Origin of the sequence: Streptomyces sp. NPDC015032, assembly GCF_043080425.1 — a bacterium.
In the GTDB taxonomy this organism is placed as follows: Bacteria; Actinomycetota; Actinomycetes; order Streptomycetales; family Streptomycetaceae; genus Streptomyces.
This window is the reverse complement of record NZ_JBIBVN010000005.1, coordinates 77,369-96,783: the sequence shown is the minus strand read 5'-3', so window position 1 is coordinate 96,783 and position 19,415 is coordinate 77,369. Positions and strand designations below refer to the sequence as shown.

Annotated in this window: 16 protein-coding genes and 1 tRNA gene; 10 read left to right on the top strand and 7 right to left on the bottom strand. The window is 69.6% G+C overall.

The genetic code is table 11. The features are described 5' to 3' along the window. Positions 1-7 precede the first annotated feature (7 nt). The 4 genes from eno (at position 8) to ACF08M_RS10820 (ending at position 3,593) form a co-directional block, all read left to right on the top strand. On the top strand, positions 8-1,354 hold the full coding sequence (gene eno, locus ACF08M_RS10835; RefSeq protein ID WP_392184895.1) for a phosphopyruvate hydratase: 1,347 nt from the start codon (positions 8-10) through the stop codon (positions 1,352-1,354). Positions 1,355-1,475: 121 nt separating this feature from the next. Then, on the top strand, positions 1,476-1,946 hold the full coding sequence (locus ACF08M_RS10830) for a septum formation initiator family protein (protein ID WP_392184894.1): 471 nt from the start codon (positions 1,476-1,478) through the stop codon (positions 1,944-1,946). Positions 1,947-2,005: 59 nt separating this feature from the next. After that, on the top strand, positions 2,006-2,548 hold the full coding sequence (locus ACF08M_RS10825; protein WP_392184893.1) for a DUF501 domain-containing protein: 543 nt from the start codon (positions 2,006-2,008) through the stop codon (positions 2,546-2,548). 91 nt (positions 2,549-2,639) lie between these two features. After that, positions 2,640-3,593: an exopolyphosphatase gene (locus tag ACF08M_RS10820; RefSeq protein ID WP_392184892.1), complete on the top strand. Its 954-nt coding sequence runs from the start codon at positions 2,640-2,642 to the stop codon at positions 3,591-3,593. 91 nt (positions 3,594-3,684) lie between these two features. Here the strand turns inward: ACF08M_RS10820 and ACF08M_RS10815 are convergent, their stop codons facing one another. Next, the gene (locus ACF08M_RS10815; RefSeq protein ID WP_392184891.1) at positions 3,685-3,954 is read right to left on the bottom strand and encodes a type II toxin-antitoxin system RelE/ParE family toxin; all 270 of its coding nucleotides are present in this window, start codon (positions 3,952-3,954) and stop codon (positions 3,685-3,687) included. After that, positions 3,951-4,223, bottom strand: coding sequence for a type II toxin-antitoxin system Phd/YefM family antitoxin (locus ACF08M_RS10810; protein WP_392184890.1), 273 nt, complete (start codon positions 4,221-4,223; stop codon positions 3,951-3,953). The genes ACF08M_RS10815 and ACF08M_RS10810 overlap by 4 nt, the downstream gene beginning before the upstream one ends. A gap of 593 nt (positions 4,224-4,816) precedes the next feature. Here ACF08M_RS10810 and ACF08M_RS10805 point away from each other — a divergent pair. Both ACF08M_RS10805 and ACF08M_RS10800 read left to right on the top strand, forming a co-directional pair. Next, positions 4,817-6,199 carry an NAD(P)/FAD-dependent oxidoreductase gene (locus ACF08M_RS10805; protein ID WP_392184889.1) on the top strand — a complete coding sequence of 461 codons (1,383 nt, stop codon included), beginning with the start codon at positions 4,817-4,819 and terminating at the stop codon, positions 6,197-6,199. A gap of 326 nt (positions 6,200-6,525) precedes the next feature. Beyond that, complete coding sequence (locus tag ACF08M_RS10800) at positions 6,526-7,830, top strand: class I SAM-dependent methyltransferase (RefSeq protein WP_392184888.1); 1,305 nt, start codon at positions 6,526-6,528, stop codon at positions 7,828-7,830. Positions 7,831-7,932: 102 nt separating this feature from the next. Here ACF08M_RS10800 and ACF08M_RS10795 read toward each other — a convergent pair whose 3' ends face one another. After that, positions 7,933-10,458 (bottom strand): ABC transporter permease, encoded by a 2,526-nt coding sequence (locus ACF08M_RS10795; RefSeq protein WP_392184887.1) that lies wholly within the window; start codon positions 10,456-10,458, stop codon positions 7,933-7,935. A gap of 55 nt (positions 10,459-10,513) precedes the next feature. Continuing rightward, entirely contained in the window at positions 10,514-11,284 is a 771-nt protein-coding gene (locus ACF08M_RS10790) for an ABC transporter ATP-binding protein (protein WP_392184886.1), read from the bottom strand. 620 nt (positions 11,285-11,904) lie between these two features. Between ACF08M_RS10790 and ACF08M_RS10785 the strand changes: the two genes are divergently transcribed. The 3 genes from ACF08M_RS10785 (at position 11,905) to ACF08M_RS10775 (ending at position 13,654) form a co-directional block, all read left to right on the top strand. After that, positions 11,905-11,990: transfer RNA gene (locus ACF08M_RS10785), tRNA-Leu, on the top strand. Positions 11,991-12,195: 205 nt separating this feature from the next. Further along, the gene (locus tag ACF08M_RS10780) at positions 12,196-13,083 is read left to right on the top strand and encodes a Bax inhibitor-1/YccA family protein (RefSeq protein ID WP_392184885.1); all 888 of its coding nucleotides are present in this window, start codon (positions 12,196-12,198) and stop codon (positions 13,081-13,083) included. Between the two features lie 253 nt (positions 13,084-13,336). After that, complete coding sequence (locus ACF08M_RS10775; RefSeq protein WP_392184884.1) at positions 13,337-13,654, top strand: hypothetical protein; 318 nt, start codon at positions 13,337-13,339, stop codon at positions 13,652-13,654. Positions 13,655-13,727: 73 nt separating this feature from the next. Here ACF08M_RS10775 and ACF08M_RS10770 read toward each other — a convergent pair whose 3' ends face one another. The 3 genes from ACF08M_RS10770 to ACF08M_RS10760 all read right to left on the bottom strand — a co-directional run bounded on the left by ACF08M_RS10770 (position 13,728) and on the right by ACF08M_RS10760 (position 17,528). Beyond that, positions 13,728-14,558, bottom strand: a complete 831-nt coding sequence (locus ACF08M_RS10770) for a hypothetical protein (RefSeq protein ID WP_392185061.1) — start codon at positions 14,556-14,558, stop codon at positions 13,728-13,730. Between the two features lie 449 nt (positions 14,559-15,007). Then, the gene (locus tag ACF08M_RS10765) at positions 15,008-16,228 is read right to left on the bottom strand and encodes an acetyl-CoA C-acetyltransferase (RefSeq protein WP_392184883.1); all 1,221 of its coding nucleotides are present in this window, start codon (positions 16,226-16,228) and stop codon (positions 15,008-15,010) included. Between the two features lie 130 nt (positions 16,229-16,358). Further along, positions 16,359-17,528 carry an SGNH/GDSL hydrolase family protein gene (locus ACF08M_RS10760; protein WP_392185060.1) on the bottom strand — a complete coding sequence of 390 codons (1,170 nt, stop codon included), beginning with the start codon at positions 17,526-17,528 and terminating at the stop codon, positions 16,359-16,361. 155 nt (positions 17,529-17,683) lie between these two features. Between ACF08M_RS10760 and ACF08M_RS10755 the strand changes: the two genes are divergently transcribed. Continuing rightward, positions 17,684-19,090 (top strand): cystathionine beta-synthase, encoded by a 1,407-nt coding sequence (locus ACF08M_RS10755; protein WP_392184882.1) that lies wholly within the window; start codon positions 17,684-17,686, stop codon positions 19,088-19,090. Positions 19,091-19,415: the final 325 nt, after the last annotated feature.

Below are 19,415 nucleotides of genomic sequence, written 5' to 3'. Positions count from 1 at the left end.
TAGGCTCATGTCGCAAGGCCGAAGTGACCCTGCACAACCAGCGTCATATCCCAGAAGGAGATGCCTCGTGCCGTCCATCGACGTCGTCGTAGCCCGGGAAATCCTCGACTCCCGGGGGAACCCCACGGTCGAGGTCGAGGTTGGCCTCGACGACGGCAGCACGGGCCGTGCTGCCGTGCCGTCCGGCGCCTCCACCGGTGCGTTCGAGGCCATTGAGCTTCGCGACGGCGACCCCAACCGCTACCAGGGCAAGGGCGTCGAGAAGGCCGTCCTCGCCGTGATCGAGCAGATCGGCCCGGAGCTCGTCGGCTACGACGCGACCGAGCAGCGGCTGATCGACCAGGCGATGTTCGACCTGGACGCCACCGAGAACAAGGGCTCGCTCGGCGCCAACGCCATCCTCGGTGTCTCGCTGGCCGTCGCCCACGCCGCCTCCGAGGCCTCGGACCTGCCGCTCTTCCGCTACCTCGGCGGCCCGAACGCGCACCTGCTGCCCGTTCCGATGATGAACATCCTCAACGGTGGGTCGCACGCCGACTCCAACGTGGACATCCAGGAGTTCATGATCGCCCCGATCGGCGCGGAGTCCTTCTCCGAGGCCCTGCGCTGGGGTGCCGAGGTCTACCACACGCTGAAGAAGGTCCTGAAGACCAAGGGACTTTCGACCGGTCTCGGCGACGAGGGCGGCTTCGCGCCGAACCTGGAGTCGAACCGCGCCGCCCTCGACCTCATCGTCGAGGCCATCAAGGAAGCCGGCTACGTCCCGGGCAAGGACATCGCGCTCGCGCTCGACGTCGCCGCGTCCGAGTTCTACAAGGACGGCGCGTACGAGTTCGAGGGCAAGTCCCGCTCGGCCGCCGAGATGACCGAGTACTACGAGGAGCTCGTCTCCGCGTACCCGCTGGTCTCCATCGAGGACCCGCTGTACGAGGACGACTGGGCCGGCTGGAAGGTCATCACCGACAAGCTCGGCACCAAGGTGCAGATCGTGGGCGACGACCTGTTCGTCACCAACCCGGAGCGCCTGGCCCGCGGCATCGAGGAGGGCTCCGCCAACGCCCTGCTCGTCAAGGTCAACCAGATCGGTTCGCTGACCGAGACCCTGGACGCCGTCGAGCTCGCCCAGCGCAACGGCTTCAAGTGCATGATGTCCCACCGCTCCGGCGAGACCGAGGACGTCACCATCGCCGACCTCGCCGTCGCGGTGAACTGCGGCCAGATCAAGACCGGCGCCCCGGCCCGCTCGGACCGTGTCGCCAAGTACAACCAGCTGCTGCGCATCGAGGAGATCCTCGACGACGCCGCGGTGTACGCGGGCCGCTCCGCGTTCCCCCGGTTCCGTCCCGCCGGCTGACCGGCGCAGCGAGGGCCGGGCACCGGCCCGGCAGGGGCCAAAGGCACCGGCCTCCGTCCGTCCCCGCACTCGGTCCCGTACCGTGTGCGGGGACGGACGTGCGTAATGGGGAGGCGGAGACATGGCCGCGAAGGACCGGGACCGGTTCTCCACCGCGACCCGGCTGCGGCTGCTCGGTGAGCAGACCGCCGCCCGCGTCTACCGCTCGCAGACCCGCCGTCAGGCCCGCCGCCCCCGGCTCACCGGACGGGCGGCCTTTCTCGCCCTCGTCGTCTGCTCCCTGGTGGTCGCGCTCGCGTACCCGATGCGGCAGTACGTCTCGCAGCGGGACGAGATCGCCGACCAGGAGCGGCTGGCGCGGGAGGCCCGGGCCCGTACCGAGGAGCTGCGCGACGAGAAGGCGCGCCTCCAGGACAACGCCTACATCAGGCAGCTGGCCCGCAAGCACCTGCACTACCTTCTTCCCGGGGAGACCGGTTACACGGTGATCGACCCCGACGCGGTCAAGGAGCGCAACGGCGAAACGGACGGGTCCGGCCGGCCGTGGCACTCCAACCTCTGGGACGGTGTCGACAGCGCCGACCGCGACTGACTCTCTTCATCACTCTGCAGAACCGCAGTTCGAGCAGCCCGATCAGAACCTAGGCAGGCATGGAAACCCCCCCTCCGCAGACCGAGTCCACCGCACCCACCGAGGCGGACATCGCCGCGTTCCAGCAGCAGCTGGGCCGCCCGCCGCGCGGACTGCGCGCGATCGCGCACCGCTGCCCGTGCGGCAACCCGGACGTGGTCGAGACCCAGCCCCGGCTGGAGGACGGTACGCCGTTCCCGACGACGTACTACCTGACGTGCCCGCGTGCCGCGTCCGCGATCGGCACGCTGGAGGCGAACGGTGTCATGAAGGAGATGACCGAGCGCCTCGGCACGGACCCGGAGCTGGCCGCCGCGTACCGGGCCGCGCACGAGGACTACATCGCCCGGCGCGACGCCATCGAGGTACTGGAGGGCTTCCCGAGCGCGGGAGGCATGCCGGACCGGGTGAAGTGCCTGCACGTGCTGGTCGGGCACTCGCTGGCCGCGGGGCCCGGGGTGAACCCGCTGGGCGACGAGGCGATCGCGATGCTGCCGGAGTGGTGGCGCAAGGGGCCGTGCGTGACGCCCTGCCGGTCCGAGGACGCGCCGGACGAGGACTGACCGCCCCCGGGGCCACCGCCCCCGGATGCCCGCTCCCCGATCGCCGGAGGGGCTTGATTGTGGGGGCCGCGCCCCCGGACCAGGAGCACCCATGACCCGCGTGGCCGCCATCGACTGCGGTACCAACTCCATCCGTCTGCTCGTCGCCGACGCGGACCCGTCCACGGGTGAGTTCGCCGAGCTCGACCGGCGGATGGAGATCGTCCGCCTCGGCCAGGGCGTCGACCGCACCGGCCGGCTCGCGCCCGAGGCGCTGGAGCGGACGTTCGCCGCCTGCCGCCGGTACGCGGAGGTGATCGAGGAGTACGGGGCGCGGAAGATCCGCTTCGTCGCCACCTCCGCCTCCCGGGACGCGGAGAACAGGGACGAGTTCGTCCGCGGGGTGAAGGACATCCTGGGAGTCGAGCCCGAGGTGATCAGCGGCGACCAGGAGGCGGAGTTCTCCTTCACCGGAGCCACCAAGGAGCTCGCGGGCCGCGATCACCTCGCGAAGCCGTATCTCGTCGTGGACATCGGCGGCGGCTCCACCGAGTTCGTCATCGGCGACGACCACGTGCGGGCCGCGCGCTCCGTGGACATGGGGTGCGTCCGGATGACGGAGCGGCACCTGGTGCGCGACGGCGTCGTGAGCGATCCGCCGGCCCCCGGTCAGATCGCCGCGATCCGCGCCGACATCGACGCGGCCCTCGACCTCGCCGAGGAGAGCGTCCCGCTCACCGGCGCCGCCACCCTCGTCGGCCTCGCCGGGACGGTCACCACGGTCGCCGCCATCGCCCTGGGGCTCGACGCGTACGACTCCGCGGCGATCCACCACTCCCGGATCTCCCTCGACCAGGTGCGGGAGATCACCGGACGGCTCCTCGCCTCCACCCACGCCGAGCGTGCCGCGATCGGCGCGATGCATCCGGGGCGGGTCGATGTGATCACCTCCGGGGCGCTGATCCTGCTCGCCGTGATGGAGCGGACCGGGGCCCGGGAGGTCGTCGTCAGCGAACACGACATCCTCGACGGCATTGCTTGGCACGCCGCACTCGACGACGAGTGACCGTTTGGATCACGCGGGGTCCGGCCTGATCCAAACGAAAGACCCCAGCTGTGAGGCGACCCGGAGTCTCAGGGCTCCGGGCTGACTGCTCTCAGATGTTGCGGTAGATGTCGCGCCGGTCGCCGATCTTGACGACGAGGATGATGAGCTCGCCGTCTTCGACCTGATAGGCGACCCGGTAGCTGCCGACCCGGAGCCGATAAAGGCCAGACGGGCCGGTGAGTTTCTTGATGTCGGCGTCCTCACGGTACGGATCGTCGCCGAGCGCGGTCAGCGCGGCCAGGATGCGCATGGCGGCAGGCCGGTCGATGGCTCGAAGTTGCCGCTGTGCCGCCGCAGTGAACCGGAACGCGTACTTCACGCCGCGTCGTCAGTGCGATCGGCGAACAGGTCTGCCAGCAGCTCAGCCATGGACACCGTCGGGCCGTCCTGGGCCAGGATCGCTTCCGCCTCCCGGGCCAGCAACACGTCGGCTGCTTCCTCCAGCGCGTTGAAGTCCGCGATCGGCACCACGGCCGCGACGGGCTCGCCGTTGCGGGTGATCACCGTAGGTGTGCCCTCCTCGGCACGATTGATGTGGTCCGCCAGGTGTGCGCGGGCTTCCCGTACAGTCACAGTGCTCTCGGCCATGAAGAAAGTGTACGCACGATTGTGTACACATGCACGGGCTCGGGAGTGAGTGACGCTTTGGAGGCGATGCCCGACGGAATCGGCTGGCCGGTCGCGTAGGTCCGCTTCCGCGGCGGTGGGGAGCGGTGGCGGGGAGCGGTGGCGCCCGACGGTGCGCGCCGGTCCTCCCGAGGGGTGCGAGAACGGTGCTCATACGCATTTTGGCCTGTACTTTTGAGCTGACGTGGACCACCCGGGGGGCTCTTTGCGGGACACGTCGCGACGAAGTTCGTGAACTTCTTCACAAGGAATTCGGCCCCGTGGAGGGCGGTTCTGGTCCGTATGGGCACCCGGGGCCCCTCTCGGGGGTGTTCCGTGTCGATACGGGACCGTTCCGGGCGTGTTGCCCGCGTGTGAACCGGAGCGGTGGTTCACCCGGTCCGGAGGCTCAAGGGCCAGCTCACAGGTGGTGAGCAACGTTTGCCGCCGTGCCGTGGTTCCCCTCCGGCGTCATGACCTCGGTCACGCGGGCGGCGCAGTGTAGCAGAGGGTGGGTGGTAGCTTGTGAAGGGGCTCACGAGGCCGCCCGGCGAGGGGGGTGGATACTCGATGGCATGAGCACCACGGAGCGTCCCAGGATCCTCGTAGTAGGCGGTGGGTACGTAGGCCTGTACGCAGCTCGACGCATTCTGAAGAAGATGCGCTACGGAGAGGCGACCGTCACGGTTGTCGACCCGCGCTCGTACATGACGTACCAGCCCTTCCTCCCCGAAGCTGCTGCCGGCAGCATCTCGCCTCGGCATGTCGTCGTCCCGCTGCGACGCGTCCTGCCGAAGGCCGAGGTCCTCACCGGCCGCGTCACGACCATCGATCAGGACCGCAAGGTCGCCACGGTCGCGCCGCTCGTCGGCGAGGCCTACGAGCTTCCCTTCGACTACCTGGTCATCGCGATGGGCGCGGTCTCCCGCACCTTCCCGATCCCCGGCCTCGCCGAGCAGGGCATCGGCATGAAGGGCATCGAGGAGGCCATCGGCCTGCGCAACCACGTCCTGGAGCAGCTGGACAAGGCCGACTCGACGACCGATGAGGACGTCCGCCGCAGGGCGTTGACGTTCGTCTTCGTGGGCGGCGGGTTCGCCGGCGCGGAGACCATCGGCGAGGTCGAGGACATGGCCCGCGACGCGGCGAAGTACTACATGAACGTGAAGCGCGAGGACATGCGCTTCATCCTCGTCGACGCCGCCGACAAGATCCTTCCCGAGGTCGGTCCGAAGCTCGGCACCTGGGGCCGGGAGCACCTGGAGTCCCGTGGTGTCGAGGTCTTCCTCTCGACCTCCATGGACTCCTGCGTCGACGGTCACGTCGTGCTGAAGAACGGCCTGGAGGTCGACTCCAACACCATCGTGTGGACGGCCGGCGTGAAGCCGAACCCGGCGCTGGCCCGCTTCGGCCTGCCGCTCGGTCCGCGCGGTCACGTGGACACCTCCGAGAAGCTCCAGGTGCAGGGCACCGACTACATCTGGGCCGCGGGCGACAACGCCCAGGTCCCGGACATGGTCGGGCGCAGGGCCGGCAACCCGAACGCGTGGTGCCCGCCGAACGCCCAGCACGCGCTGCGTCAGGCCAAGGTCCTCGGCGACAACGTCATCTCCGGGATGCGCGGCTTCCCGCAGAAGGAATACAGCCACGCCAACAAGGGTGCGGTCGCCGGTCTGGGGCTGCACAAGGGCGTCGCGATGATCGTCATGGGCAAGATGAAGATCAAGCTCAAGGGACGTCTCGCCTGGTACATGCACCGTGGCTACCACGGCATGGCGATGCCGACCTGGAACCGTAAGATCCGGATCTTCGCCGACTGGACCCTTGCGATGTTCCTCAAGCGCGAGGTCGTCTCGCTCGGCGCCATGGAGACGCCGCGCGAGGAGTTCTACGAGGCCGCCAAGCCGGCCCCGGCACCGGCCGCCGCCAAGACCGAGGGCGAGAAGGCCAAGGCCTAGTGCCCCTCCCGCACTAGTCCGCTCGCGGGCCCATTGGCCCGCGCCGTACGTGCACAACGCCCGAAGGGGCCGTCCGCCATCCGTGGTGCGGACGGCCCCTTCGGCGTACTCGCCCCCGCGGCCCGCCACCCGGGCGCCGCACGCCAGAAGGTAAGTGTGCCGTACAGGTATTTTGCCGTTCCATTGCGTTGTGGCGGGATGGAGTGCGCTCCGCAGACTGTTGACGGGTAGGTACCTCGCCGTGGCGTCGTGGTGCCCCGGCGTGGTTACCGGCATGTTCGAGCATGTTTGGGCACATTGGGAACACCATCACGGAGGTGTGCGCCATGGCAGACGCCGCATTGCGGCTGACCGCTCTCGCCGAGGAGTTGCTGGGAGAAAAGCTGCCGGTCCGTATCCGGGCCTGGGACGGCAGCGAATCAGGACCGCCCGGTGCCCCCGTCCTCATCATCCGGAACCGCCGCGCGCTGCGCAGGCTGCTCTGGAAGCCGGGCGAACTGGGCCTGGCCCGCGCCTGGGTGGCGGGCGAACTCGATATCGAAGGCGATCTGTACGAGGCCCTGGACCTGATGGCCTCGCTGATCTGGGACCGCGGCCCGGAGGCCGAGGACAGTGTCCACCCGGTCCGCGACCCGAAGGTGCGGGCCTTCGCCAGAGGGCTGCTGCAACTCGCCGGCCCCTGGCTCCCGCCGCCCCCGCCGCCCGAGGAGGTACGCCGCCGTACCGGCACCCTCCACACGAAGCGCCGGGACAAGGAAGCCATCAGCCACCACTACGACGTGGGCAACGACTTCTACGGACTGGTCCTCGGACCGTCCATGGTCTACTCCTGCGCCTACTGGGAGGACGACGGAAACCTTGAGGACGCCCAGCGCGACAAGCTCGACCTGGTCTGCCGCAAGCTCGCGCTGAAGGAGGGCGACCGCCTCCTCGACGTCGGCTGCGGCTGGGGCTCCATGGCCCTCCACGCGGCCCGCGAGTACGGCGCCCGGGTCACCGGAGTGACCCTCTCCGTCGAACAGGCCGCCTACGCCAGGAAGCGCATCGCGGACGAGGGCCTGACCGACCGGATCGAGATCCGGGTCCAGGACTACCGGGACGTCAGGGACGGCCCGTACGACGCCATCTCGTCCATCGGCATGGCGGAACACGTCGGCTCGGTCCGCTTCCGTGAGTACGCCGACGACCTCTACGCACTCCTCAGGCCCGGTGGCCGGCTGCTCAACCACCAGATCGCCCGCCGCCCCGAGAAGGACGAGTCCGCCTACCAGGTGGACGAGTTCATCGACGCCTATGTCTTCCCGGACGGCGAACTGGCCCCGGTGGGGCGGACCGTGACCACCCTCGAAGAAGCCGGCTTCGAGACCCGCGACGTCGAGTCGATCCGCGAACACTACGCACGGACCCTGCGCAGCTGGGTCGCCAACCTGGAGAAGCACTGGGACCGCGCGGTCCGGATGACCTCGCCCGGACGGGCCAGGGTCTGGCGCCTCTACATGGCCGCCTCCGCCCTGTCCTTCGAGCACAACAAGATCGGCGTCAACCAGATCCTCGTGGTGCGCCCGGCGGAGGGCGGCGCCTCCCGCATGCCGCTGCGGGCCCGCGTCTGGCCCGCGCCGACGACCGGCTGACACCCGGGACGGACCGAGGGCCGGTACCCGCAGTTCCAGACTGCGGGTACCGGCCCTCGGGCGTCTTCCTGACCTGCCACCGATGTGACCTGCCACCGACCGCTATTCGGTCTTGATCGCCGTCAGCATGTTCAGCTTCGCGGCGCTGCGAGCCGGCCAGAGCGCGGCCAGCACGCCCACCAGTCCGGCCAGCACCAGGAAGACTGCGATCCGGTCCCACGGAATGACCAGGGCGTAGTCCGGGATGTCGGACTTCAGGGACTCGCCGATCGCCCAGCCGAGGAACGTGCCGAGTACGACGCCGACCACCGCGCCGAAGAGCGAGATGACCACGGCCTCCAGCCGGATCATGCGCTTGACCCTGCGCCGGTCCAGGCCGATCGCCCGCAGCATGCCGATCTCCTGCTGGCGCTCGAAGACCGACATGGCCAGGGTGTTGACGACCCCGAGCACCGCGATGATCAGGGCCATCGCCAGCAGTCCGTACATGATGTTCAGGGCCTGGTTGATGAAGCCGCCGAACGTGTCCCTGATGTCCTGCCGGTCCATGACGGACATCGCCGGGTTGTCGCCCAGGGCGTCGATCAGGGCCTGCTCATGGGCCTTCGAGACGCCGCCGTCCATCTTCAGCCAGACCTCGCGGATCTCCGGGCGGCTCTGGTGCGCGTCCACGATGCTCCTGGGCATCAGGACCGACGCGAGGAGGTCGTTCGCCTGGTAGATCGCGCCGATCTTCAGGGTGCCCTTCTTGTCGTCCTCGAACGTCACCGGCAGGGTGTCGCCGGTCTTCCAGCCGTTCGACTTCGCCGTCTTGTCGTTGACGGCGATCTCGCCCTTGCTCAGCGAGTCCAGCGAACCGGAGACCGTGTTCAGGGCGAAGATTTTCTCGACATCGCCCGGCGTGACCCCGGAGGCCGACTGGTAGTCCTCCTTGACCTGGAAGGAGGCGGCCTGCTGGGGCGAGACCGCGGTGACACCGGGGGCCTTCTCCAGGGCGGTGAGTGCCGACTCGTCGAGCGGGTTGCCGCTCGCCATCGAGACCATGTAGTCGGCCTTGATGTTGTCCGTCGTCGCCCGGTCGATCGCCTGGCCGAGGGTGACGCCCAGCACCGAGATGCCGGTGACCAGGGTGAGACCGATCGCCAGCGCCGAGGCGGTGGCTCCGGTGCGCCGCGGGTTACGGACCGCGTTCTGCGCGGCCAGCTTGCCGGAGACCCCGAACAGACGCTTCAGCAACGGGCGGACCAGCGCGATCACCGGCCGCGACAGCAGCGGAATGAGCACGATCACACCGATCAGCGCGAGGAACGCGCCGACCCCGATGAGGGTCCGGCCGCTCGAACCCTTCGCCGCACCCGCCACGATGCCCACGGCGCCGAGCAGGGCAAGGACCCCGCCGATCGAGTTGCGCAGCACCAGGGACTTGACGGTCGCCACCGCGTGGACGCTGCTCATCGCGGCGACCGGCGGGATCTTCGCGGCCCGGCGGGCGGGCAGCCAGGCGGCCAGCACGGTGATCAGCACGCCGACGGCGAACGCGGCGGCGACCGCGGTGGGCGAGACGATCAGCGGACCGGCCGGGATCTTCCCGCCCATCAGGCCCATCGCGGAGCGCAGTCCGGTGGCGAGGCCGAGGCCGAGCAGGAAGCCGACGACCGACGCGATCACGCCGACCACCGCCGCCTCCAGGAGCACGGAGCGCTTGACCTGGCGGCGGGAGGCGCCGACGGCGCGCATCAGTGCCAGTTCCTTGGTGCGCTGGGCGACCAGCATGGTGAAGGTGTTGGCGATCAGGAACACGCCGACGAAGAGGGCGATCGCTGCGAAGACGAGCAGCATCGTGTTGAGGCTCTTCAGACCCTTCTCGATCTGCTCGGCCTGCTCATCGGCGAGAGCCGTGCCGGTCCTGGCGTCGGCGTCCTTGGGCAGCAGCGGCTTCACCTCGGTGAGCAGCTTCTCCTCCGAGACGCCGGCCGCGGCGGAGATGGTGGCGTCGCGGAACTCGCCGGCCCTGAGGTACAGCTTCTGGGCGACCGGGGCGTCGAAGAGGACCAGGCTGCCGCCCGCGTTGACCGCGCCGTCCTCGGTGGTGAAGACACCGGAGAGGGTGTACTCCTTCACCGGCCCGTTGGTGGCGACCCGCACCTTGTCACCGACGTGGTACTTGCCCCTCGTCGCGGTCTCCTGGTCGAGCGCGATCCGGTCGGCCGCGTCCGGTCCCTTGCCGTCGGTGAAGGTGTACGCGGGGTCCTTGCCGTCCTTGCCGGGGGAGTAGTTCCCGCCGGCGTTGGACCAGCCGTTGCCGATCAGCTTGCCGTCGGGGTCGGCGACCCCGGCGAAGCCGGAGACCCGGCCGGTGACGGTGCCCACGCCGTCCAGGCCCTGGAGCTTTTTCAGGGTGGCGGCGTCGATGCCGGGCGTCTTGTCGTCGCGCTGGTCGGCGTAGGTGGTGACGGCGACGGCGACGTCGTCGTAGCTCTTGGCTGACTGCTTGCGGAAGGCGTTGCCGAGGGTGTCGGTGAAGACCAGGGTGCCGGAGACGAAGGCCACGCCGAGTACGACGGCGAGGACGGTCATCAGGAGTCTGGCCTTGTGCGCGAGCACATTGCGCAGGGCGGTACGGAACATGTCTGTCAGTCCTGGGATGGGTTCCGGAAGCGGGAGCGGGGGTGGCCGGACGGGCTCAGCTGGTACGGCCCTTGGCGTCGAACGCCTTCATCCGGTCGAGGACCCCGTCCGCGGTGGGGTGCATCATCTGGTCGACGATCCGGCCGTCCGCGAGGAAGATCACCCGGTCCGCGTAGGAGGCGGCCGCCGGGTCGTGGGTCACCATCACCACCGTCTGCCCCAGCTCGCGCACCGAGTTGCGCAGGAAGCCGAGGACCTCGGCGCCGGAGCGGGAGTCCAGGTTCCCGGTCGGCTCGTCACCGAAGATGATCTCCGGCTGCGAGGCCAGGGCGCGGGCCACCGCGACGCGCTGCTGCTGGCCGCCGGAGAGCTCGGTCGGCCGGTGCGACAGCCGGTCCGAGAGGCCCACCATGTCGATGACCCGGCGCACCCATTCGGCGTCGGGCTTGCGGCCCGCGATGTCCATGGGGAGCGTGATGTTCTCCAGCGCCGTCAGGGTCGGCAGCAGGTTGAACGCCTGGAAGATGAAGCCGATCTTGTCCCGGCGGAGCTGGGTGAGCTGCTTGTCCTTGAGGGAGCCCAGCTCCGTCTCACCGATCCGCACCGAGCCGCTGCTGAAGCTGTCGAGGCCGGCCACGCAGTGCATCAGCGTGGACTTGCCGGAGCCGGAGGGGCCCATGATCGCGGTGAACTCGCCCTGCGGGAAGTCCACGGAGACCTGGTCCAGGGCCGTGACCATGGTCTCGCCCTGTCCGTAGACCTTCGACAGATCCGTGGCGCGGGCAGCCACCGTGGTGACGCGGTGTGCGGTGGAGGTGGTGGTCACGGGGATCTCCTGATTCGGGGCTCCGGCCGAGAGCTTCGTCCGGGTGTGTTTCGGTCCCGTTCGGTTGTTCGGGAACCATTCCATCCTCACCGTCGTATCGCCGCAGAACGTCAGTCCCGGTGCCCGTTCCCGGGGCCCTCTTGAGTCGCACCGAGGGGTCCCTGTGTCCTCCTCCGGTATGACACCGCCCCTGAGGGCATTCGCCCGTCCGGGTGGCACGGTCGTCAACCCGCTGCTGGGAGAACACCGTGTTCCGCATCACACGAGTGGAGTCCTCGGCCCTGAGAGGCTTCTGAGGATGTGAGAGGGCTCCGAGGAGGCCCGGTGACGGATCCGTGCCCGGACGGCGCCGACGGCACCGCTGGCCGGCGGGGTGGCGCGCCCATGGCGATCACTGGCGCGCGCCTGGCGAATGCGCCGTCCGAGTGCGGCGACTTTACGTCAATCCGGATGGCCGGCCGCGGCGCCCGCTATCCCGCCCGGGCATGTGACGATGACCCCTCACGGGTGCTGACGACCCCTCAAACGGTCAATAAAATAAGACAAGATCGCGCCATCCGTCCGCTGATCGGAGGAAGCCCCCGGATAGGGTCATGTGCCAACGCGGAGCCGCGCGCCAGGCCCGGATGGTGGAATGCAGACACGGCGAGCTTAAACCTCGCTGCCCCTCGGGGGCGTACCGGTTCGAGTCCGGTTCCGGGCACCACCGCGCGCAGGGGGTGAGCGGGGGCGCGGTGCGCGCAGCACATGATCCTTCCGGTGCCCGGTCACCCCGGCTGTCGACCGGGCTCACCGGAACCCGACGTATGCCGTCGGTTCCACTAAAGATCCTCCCCAAGCACTAGTCTGATTCTTTTGCCTACCCATTACTCTTGTGGGAAGGCCACGCAGGGTGGCCATGGAGGAGTGAGATGAGGAGCAGCAACCCGGTCTTCTCGCGACGGGGCTTCAGCCGCGACAACGGATATGCGGGCTTCAACGCGGCGCCGCAGGCCGGGGCCCCCGCCGCGGGTGCGAACCCGTACGCGCAGGGCACCGCCGCGAACCCGTACGCCACCAACCCCTACGCCCAGCAGGACACCCAGTACGGCGTTCCGCAGGCACCGGCGCGCTCGGGCGCGATGACGATCGACGACGTCGTCACGCGCACGGCGATCACACTGGGCACCGTGGTGCTCGGCGCCGCGTTCGCCTGGGCAGCGCTGCCGGTCGACGAGGCCAACCTCGGCAAGTCCTACGGCATTGCGATCGGCGCCGCCCTCGTGGCGTTCGTGCTGTCGCTCGTCCAGTCCTTCAAGCGCAGGCCGTCCCCGGCGCTGATCGTCTCGTACGCCGCCTTCGAGGGTGTCTTCCTCGGAGTGATCTCCAGCGCGGTCAGTACGTACATCGGGCCGGGCGTCGTGATGCAGGCGGTGATGGGCACCATGTGTGTCTTCGCCGGTGTGCTGCTCGCGTACAAGATGCGCTGGATCCGCGTCACCCGCCGCTTCTACGGCTTCGTGATGGCCGCCGCCATGGGCTTCATGCTCCTGATGGTGGTCAACCTGCTGTTCTCCGTGTTCGGCGGCGGTGACGGCCTGGGCTTCCGCAGCGGCGGCCTCGGCATTCTCTTCGGCGTCATCGGGATCATCCTCGGCGCGTGCTTCCTGGCCCTGGACTTCAAGCAGGTTGAGGACGGAATCGCCTACGGCGCCCCCCGCGAGGAGTCCTGGCTGGCGGCCTTCGGCCTCACCATGACCCTGGTCTGGATCTACCTGGAGATGCTGCGTCTGCTCTCCATCCTCAGCGGCGACGACTGACGCACGGCCCCGCGCCGGGAACGAAGGAAATCGGCCCCGCGCCGGGAACGAAGGAAAACGGAACGGCCCACAGGCTCAGCCTGTGGGCCGTTCCGTTTTCCTTCGGGGAAGAATCGGGCCGTTCCGCTTTCCTTCGGAGAGGACTCGGGGCATCGGTGCCTCCGACGCACTGCGCGTTGCTGATCCTTCTCTGCACCGTGCCGGAGCGTCGGCCTGCTGGCAACCGTCCCGGAGGGGCGCGTAGGGTCGCGGAGTGCTCGATACAACCCCGCTGATCACCGCCGTGGACCGATTCGCCGACCGGCTGCGCGCCGCCCCGCAGAGCCGTCTGCAGCGCGGAGCGGCTGCCGAAGGACTGGCCACGGCCAGGGAATTGGCGCTGCGTGCCCAGCGCATCGAGGCACCGGACCGGGAGCCGCGGATCATGCCGGACGCCGGGATCTTCGCGATCGGTGACCAACTCGCCGTGGCGGGAAGCGACCTGGCGCTGGCACTGGAAACGGCCCCGTCGGCGGAGCTGGACGAGGCCGTGCAATTCGTGGAGGAGGCGGCTGCGCGGGCGTTCGCGTAGCGGCGGCGGGCGGGCCGCCTGGCGGCCCGGAGGGCGGCTGCCGACGAGAGCCGCTCCGCCCGGATGCCCGGGACTAGAACGAGGCGATGACGCGGTCGGCGAGGATGTAGATGTTCTCCTCGCCGCAGGAGAAGGTGAGGGCGTACGCGCCGGAGACACCGGAGCCGCCCAGCAGTATCGGGTGCTCACCCGCGAGCAGCGACTCGGCCAGACGCTCGGCCGTCTCGCGGTGACCGGGGGTCATACAGAGCGTGGTGCCGTCGGCGAAGACATACACATCGAGGGTGCCGAGCGGGCCGGGGCGTACGTCGGCGAGTTCCGTACGGCTGTCGGCGAGCTCTTCCAGGCGGTTCACGGTGCGCTCGTGGTCGGTGACGACCGGGGTCTGTACGGGGACGAAGTCGGGGTGCGAGGGGTGCCGGCGACGGGCCGCGGCCAGCTCGGGGGAGTCCTCGGCGAACTCCGCCGTCTCCGGCAGCTCGGTTATGTCCGCCAGCTCGGTGAGCTCCGTCAGCTCTTCGAGCGCCTCGGTGGCGTCGAAGTCCATCGCCTCCAGACCGGCGAAGTCGGCCTGGCGCGGCATGAAGAACGGCGCCTCCTCGCCGACCCCGGTCAGACCGCCCAACAGGGACGGGGTGTCGGCGGCGTCGCGGGCTTCCTGGGTGGCCCAGAAGGCACGGGCCTCGGCGAGTTCGCGCTCCCGTTCCTCGGCGAGTGCTTCGGCGACGGCCGCGCGTATCTCGGCGGCCGGGGTGGCTTCGTTGCGGCTCTGCGTGGGCACGGCGGCGCCGTGGACGCGGGTCGCGGTCAGCTCCGCACGAAGGGCCGTGATCTGCTTGCGCAGCCCGTGAGCAGCGTGCAGAGCAGCGGCGCCCACGGCCGTGGCAGCGGCGGTGGTCAGCAACAAGGCAAGAGACATGGCGCTCACTGACATACTCCCGGTTTCAATCGATCCTCCGACTTCCTACCTCAGCTTGTCCCCTACCTCCGCCCGCTGTCAGTGCAATACGTCACGAAATGGACAGGTCATGGGCCTGGTGTTTAACCCTGGGGTGAGTGTGACCTGCGAAAATGACTCTCCCCCAGGAGATAGATCACATCCTGGGGGAGATTCGGTCACGGTCGGGGCTCGGAACCTGTCGGTTGGTCGTGTTCGCTTCGCTTCCGCTGGTGTTTGTGGTCGCGTTCGCTTCGCTTCCGCTGCGGGCAGGTGCCGCCTTCGTTCCTCAGGCGACCTCCACCCTCCGCTACAGCTCAGCTCAGCCGCTGGTGTTTGTGGTCGCGTTCGCTTCGCTTCCGCTGCGGGCAGGTGCCGCCTTCGTTCCTCAGCCGACCCCTACCCTCCGCTGCAGCTCAGCTCAGCCGCTCGATGACCATCGCCATGCCCTGGCCGCCGCCCACGCACATGGTCTCCAGGCCGAACTGCTTGTCGTGGAACTGCAGGCTGTTGATCAGCGTGCCGGTGATCCGGGCGCCGGTCATGCCGAACGGGTGGCCGACGGCGATGGCGCCACCGTTGACGTTGACCTTCTCCAGGGGCAGGCCGAGGTCGCGGTAGGAGGGGATCACCTGGGCGGCGAACGCCTCGTTGATCTCGGCCAGGTCGATGTCGTCGATGGTCAGCCCGGCCCGCTTCAGCGCCTGCTTGCTGGCCTCCACCGGTCCGTACCCCATGATCTCGGGGGAGAGCCCGGAGACACCGGTCGAGACGATCCGGGCCAGCGGGGTCAGGCCCAGCTCGCGCGCCTTGGTGTCCGACATGATCACAAGTGCGGCGGCGCCGTCGTTGAGCGGGCAGCAGTTGCCCGCGGTGACCAGGCCGTCCGGGCGGAAGACCGGCTTCAGGCCCTGCACGCCCTCCATGGTGACGCCCGCGCGCGGGCCGTCGTCCTTCGCGACGACCGTGCCGTCCGGGGTGGTGACCGGGGTGATCTCGCGCTCCCAGAAGCCGTTCTTGAGGGCTTCCTCGGCGAGGTTCTGCGAGCGGACACCGAACTCGTCCATGTCCTGGCGGGTGACGCCCTTGAGGCGGGCCAGGTTCTCCGCGGTCTGCCCCATCGCGATGTAGGCGTCCGGGATCAGGCCGTCCTCGCGCGGGTCGTGCCAGTCGTCGCCGCCCTGCTCGGCGCGGGCCGCGGTGCGGGCCTCGGCGTCGGCGAACAGCGGGTTGTGCGTGTCCGGCAGGCTGTCGGAGTTGCCCTTCGTGAAGCGGGACACCATCTCGACACCGGCCGAGATGAAGACGTCGCCCTCGCCGGCCTTGATGGCGTGCAGCGCCATCCGGCTGGTCTGGAGGGAGGACGAGCAGTAGCGGGTGACCGTACAGCCGGGAAGGTGGTCCATGCCCATCGCCACGGCGATGATGCGGCCCAGGTTGTTGCCCTGCTCGCCGCCGGGAAGGCCGCAGCCGAGCATCAGGTCGTCGATGTCCTTGGGGTCCAGCTCGGGCACCTTGGCCAGCGCGGTCTGGATGATCGTGGCGGTCAGGTCGTCCGCACGCAGGTCCTTCAGCGAACCCTTGAAGGCCCGGCCGATGGGGGAACGGGCAGCAGAGACGATCACGGCTTCGGGCATCACGCGGCTCCATGAGGGCTGGAAGGCGGGTTCTGGCAGGTGCTGACTTGGAAGTTACCTGTACGTAGATGCTGGGTCACCGGGCAGCTCATGTGACGCCGACCTCTTTTCTAAGCGACCGCTCAGCCGGTCAGTTGGCGGGGAGGTTGCGCGGCTTCCCGTGCGACTCCCCGTACGGGTTCTCGCGCGGTTCCGAGCGGGCCTCGTCGTACGGGTTCTCGCGCGGCTCCGAGGGGACCTCGTCGCGCGGCTCCCCGTGCGGCCCGGGGGGCGTCCCCGGCCCGGCGCCCGGCGGTTCGGTCCCCGGCTCTGTTTCCGGCTCCGTCGCCGGGTGCGGATGGGGCTCCGTGGTGGCGGGCAGACGCCGCCGCCTGCGGTGCTTGAGGAGTGCCCAGGGCGCCCGGGCCCCCGTGACCTCCGTACCGGCCTCCCTGGCCGCCTGGGAGGCCGCCTCGGCCACCGGCAGCATGTCCTCGCGCCGGGCCCCGTCCAGCCGGTCGGACTCCGGCCACAGCCCCAGGACCGCGCAGAGCGTGGGCAGGACCGCCATCGCCGCGGTGGCGTACCCCTCCGCCGACGGGTGGTAGTTGTCCGGCCCGAACAGCTCCCGCGGATTCGCCTCGAACTCCGGCCCCAGCAGGTCGCCCAGCGACACCGTACGCCCGCCCTGCTCCACCGAGCCGATCGTCTGGGCCGCAGCCAGCTGCCTGCTCACCCGTCGGGCCAGCCAGCGAAGCGGCTGGTAGACCGGCTCGATCGTGCCGAGGTCCGGGCATGTGCCGACCACCACCTCCGCGCCCGCCGTGCGCAGCCTGCGCACCGCGGTGGTCAGACAGCGCACCGACTGGGTGGCGGGCATCCGGTGCGTCACATCGTTCGCCCCGATCATGATCACGCAGACGTCGGGCGCATGGGACGGATCGGCGAGCAGCAGCGAGACCTGCCGCTCCAGATCGTCCGACCGGGCACCCGGCTGCGCCACATTGCGCAGATCCACCGGTCGCTCGGACACCGCCGCCAGCCCCGAGGCGAGCAGCGCCCCCGGCGTCTGCCCGGCCCTGCGCACCCCCTGTCCGGCCGCCGTCGAGTCACCCAGCAACCCCAGCCGCAGTGCGTCGGCGGGGCCTGTGAAGGCCACCCCGTACCGCCCGTCCGCGCTCGGCGGAACCGGCGCGATACCGCCGCCCACGTGCCGCTTCGCCAACTGGACCTCCGCCAGCAGTACGCCCACCGCCGCCGCGCCGAGCAGCCCGATGCTGCCGCCGCCGTAGGCCGCGCCCGCCGCGATCCGCCGTGCCACCCTTGCTCTCGACACAGTCCGGTCCACCTCCTCGTTGCCGTACCGCCGTACATACAGCTAACTGCCCCGCGGCGACCGTCGCTCAATCGCTTCGCCCAATCCCGTGCCCGTACGCATACCCTTGCCGCACCATCTCGGAGACCCCGGAGTACACGGTGCAAATCCACGATTCGATGATCAGTCTCGTAGGCAATACCCCGCTGGTGAGGCTGCGCAGTGTGACGGCCGGCATCCAGGCGACGGTCCTGGCCAAGGTCGAGTACTTCAACCCCGGCGGTTCGGTCAAGGACCGCATCGCCCTGCGCATGATCGAGGCGGCCGAGCAGAGCGGCGAACTGCAGCCCGGTGGCACGATCGTCGAGCCGACCAGCGGCAACACGGGCGTCGGCCTGGCGATCGTCGCCCAGCAGAAGGGGTACAAGTGCATCTTCGTCTGCCCGGACAAGGTGTCCACGGACAAGATCAATGTGCTGCGCGCCTACGGTGCCGAGGTGGTCGTCTGCCCGACGGCCGTTGACCCCGAGCACCCCGACTCGTACTACAACGTCTCGGACCGGCTGGTCCGGGAGACCCCGGGAGCCTGGAAGCCCGACCAGTACTCCAACCCGAACAACCCGCGCTCCCACTACGAGACCACCGGTCCGGAGCTGTGGGAGCAGACGGACGGGAAGATCACCCATTTCGTCGCGGGCGTCGGCACGGGCGGCACGATCAGCGGCACCGGCCGCTATCTGAAGGAGGCCAGCGGCGGCTCGGTGAAGGTGGTCGGAGCCGACCCGGAGGGGTCGGTCTACTCCGGCGGCTCCGGGCGTCCCTACCTCGTCGAGGGCGTGGGCGAGGACTTCTGGCCGAGCGCCTACGACCGTACGGTCACCGACGAGATCGTCGCCGTGTCCGACAAGGACTCCTTCCAGATGACCCGCCGCCTCGCCAAGGAGGAGGGCCTGCTGGTCGGCGGCTCCTGCGGCATGGCGGTCGTCGCCGCCCTGGAGGTCGCGAAGCGCCTGGGCCCGGACGACATCGTCGTCGTCCTGCTGCCCGACAGCGGCCGCGGCTACCTGAGCAAGATCTTCAACGACGAGTGGATGGCCGACTACGGCTTCCTGGAGGACACCGGCCCGTCCGCGCGCGTCGCCGACGTGCTCGACTACAAGGACGGCCCGATCCCGACGCTCGTCCATATGCACCCCGAGGAGACCGTCGGCGAGGCGATCGACGTTCTGCGCGAGTACGGCGTCTCGCAGATGCCGATCGTGAAGCCGGGCGCGGGTCACCCGGATGTGATGGCCGCCGAGGTCATCGGTTCGGTGGTGGAGCGGGAGCTGCTGAACGCGCTGTTCGCCCAGCGTGCCTCGCTCTCCGACCCGCTGGAGAAGCACATGTCGCCGCCGCTGCCGCAGGTCGGCTCCGGCGAACCGGTCGAGGACCTGATGGCGGTGCTCGGTGGCACGGACGCGGCGGACGCGGCGATCGTGCTCGTGGAGGGCAAGCCGAAGGGTGTGGTCAGCAGGCAGGACCTGCTGGCGTTCCTCGCCAAGGACGCGGCGGCCGGAAAGCCGTGACGGCCGGAAAGCCGTGACGCCGGAAAGTCGTGACGGCCGGAAAGTCGTGACAGCCGGGAAGTCGTGACGGCCGGAAAGCCGTGGTGGCCGGCGAGGCACAGCGGTTCCGCGAGGCCGGGCTTCGCGAAAACGGTACGAGCGCGACACGTGCGCGCAGCACCGGCTTAACACGGGTCCGGCACATTGATGGGCGTCGGCAGGGAGACTCGCCGGCACCTGATACGGCGACACGGACTACGGAGCGGCTCCCGGACCTCCACCGTCGCCCGGACGCGGTGACCGGCTCTGACCCGGACCGTGTCCCTCGCGGGGACCGCCGTCGTCC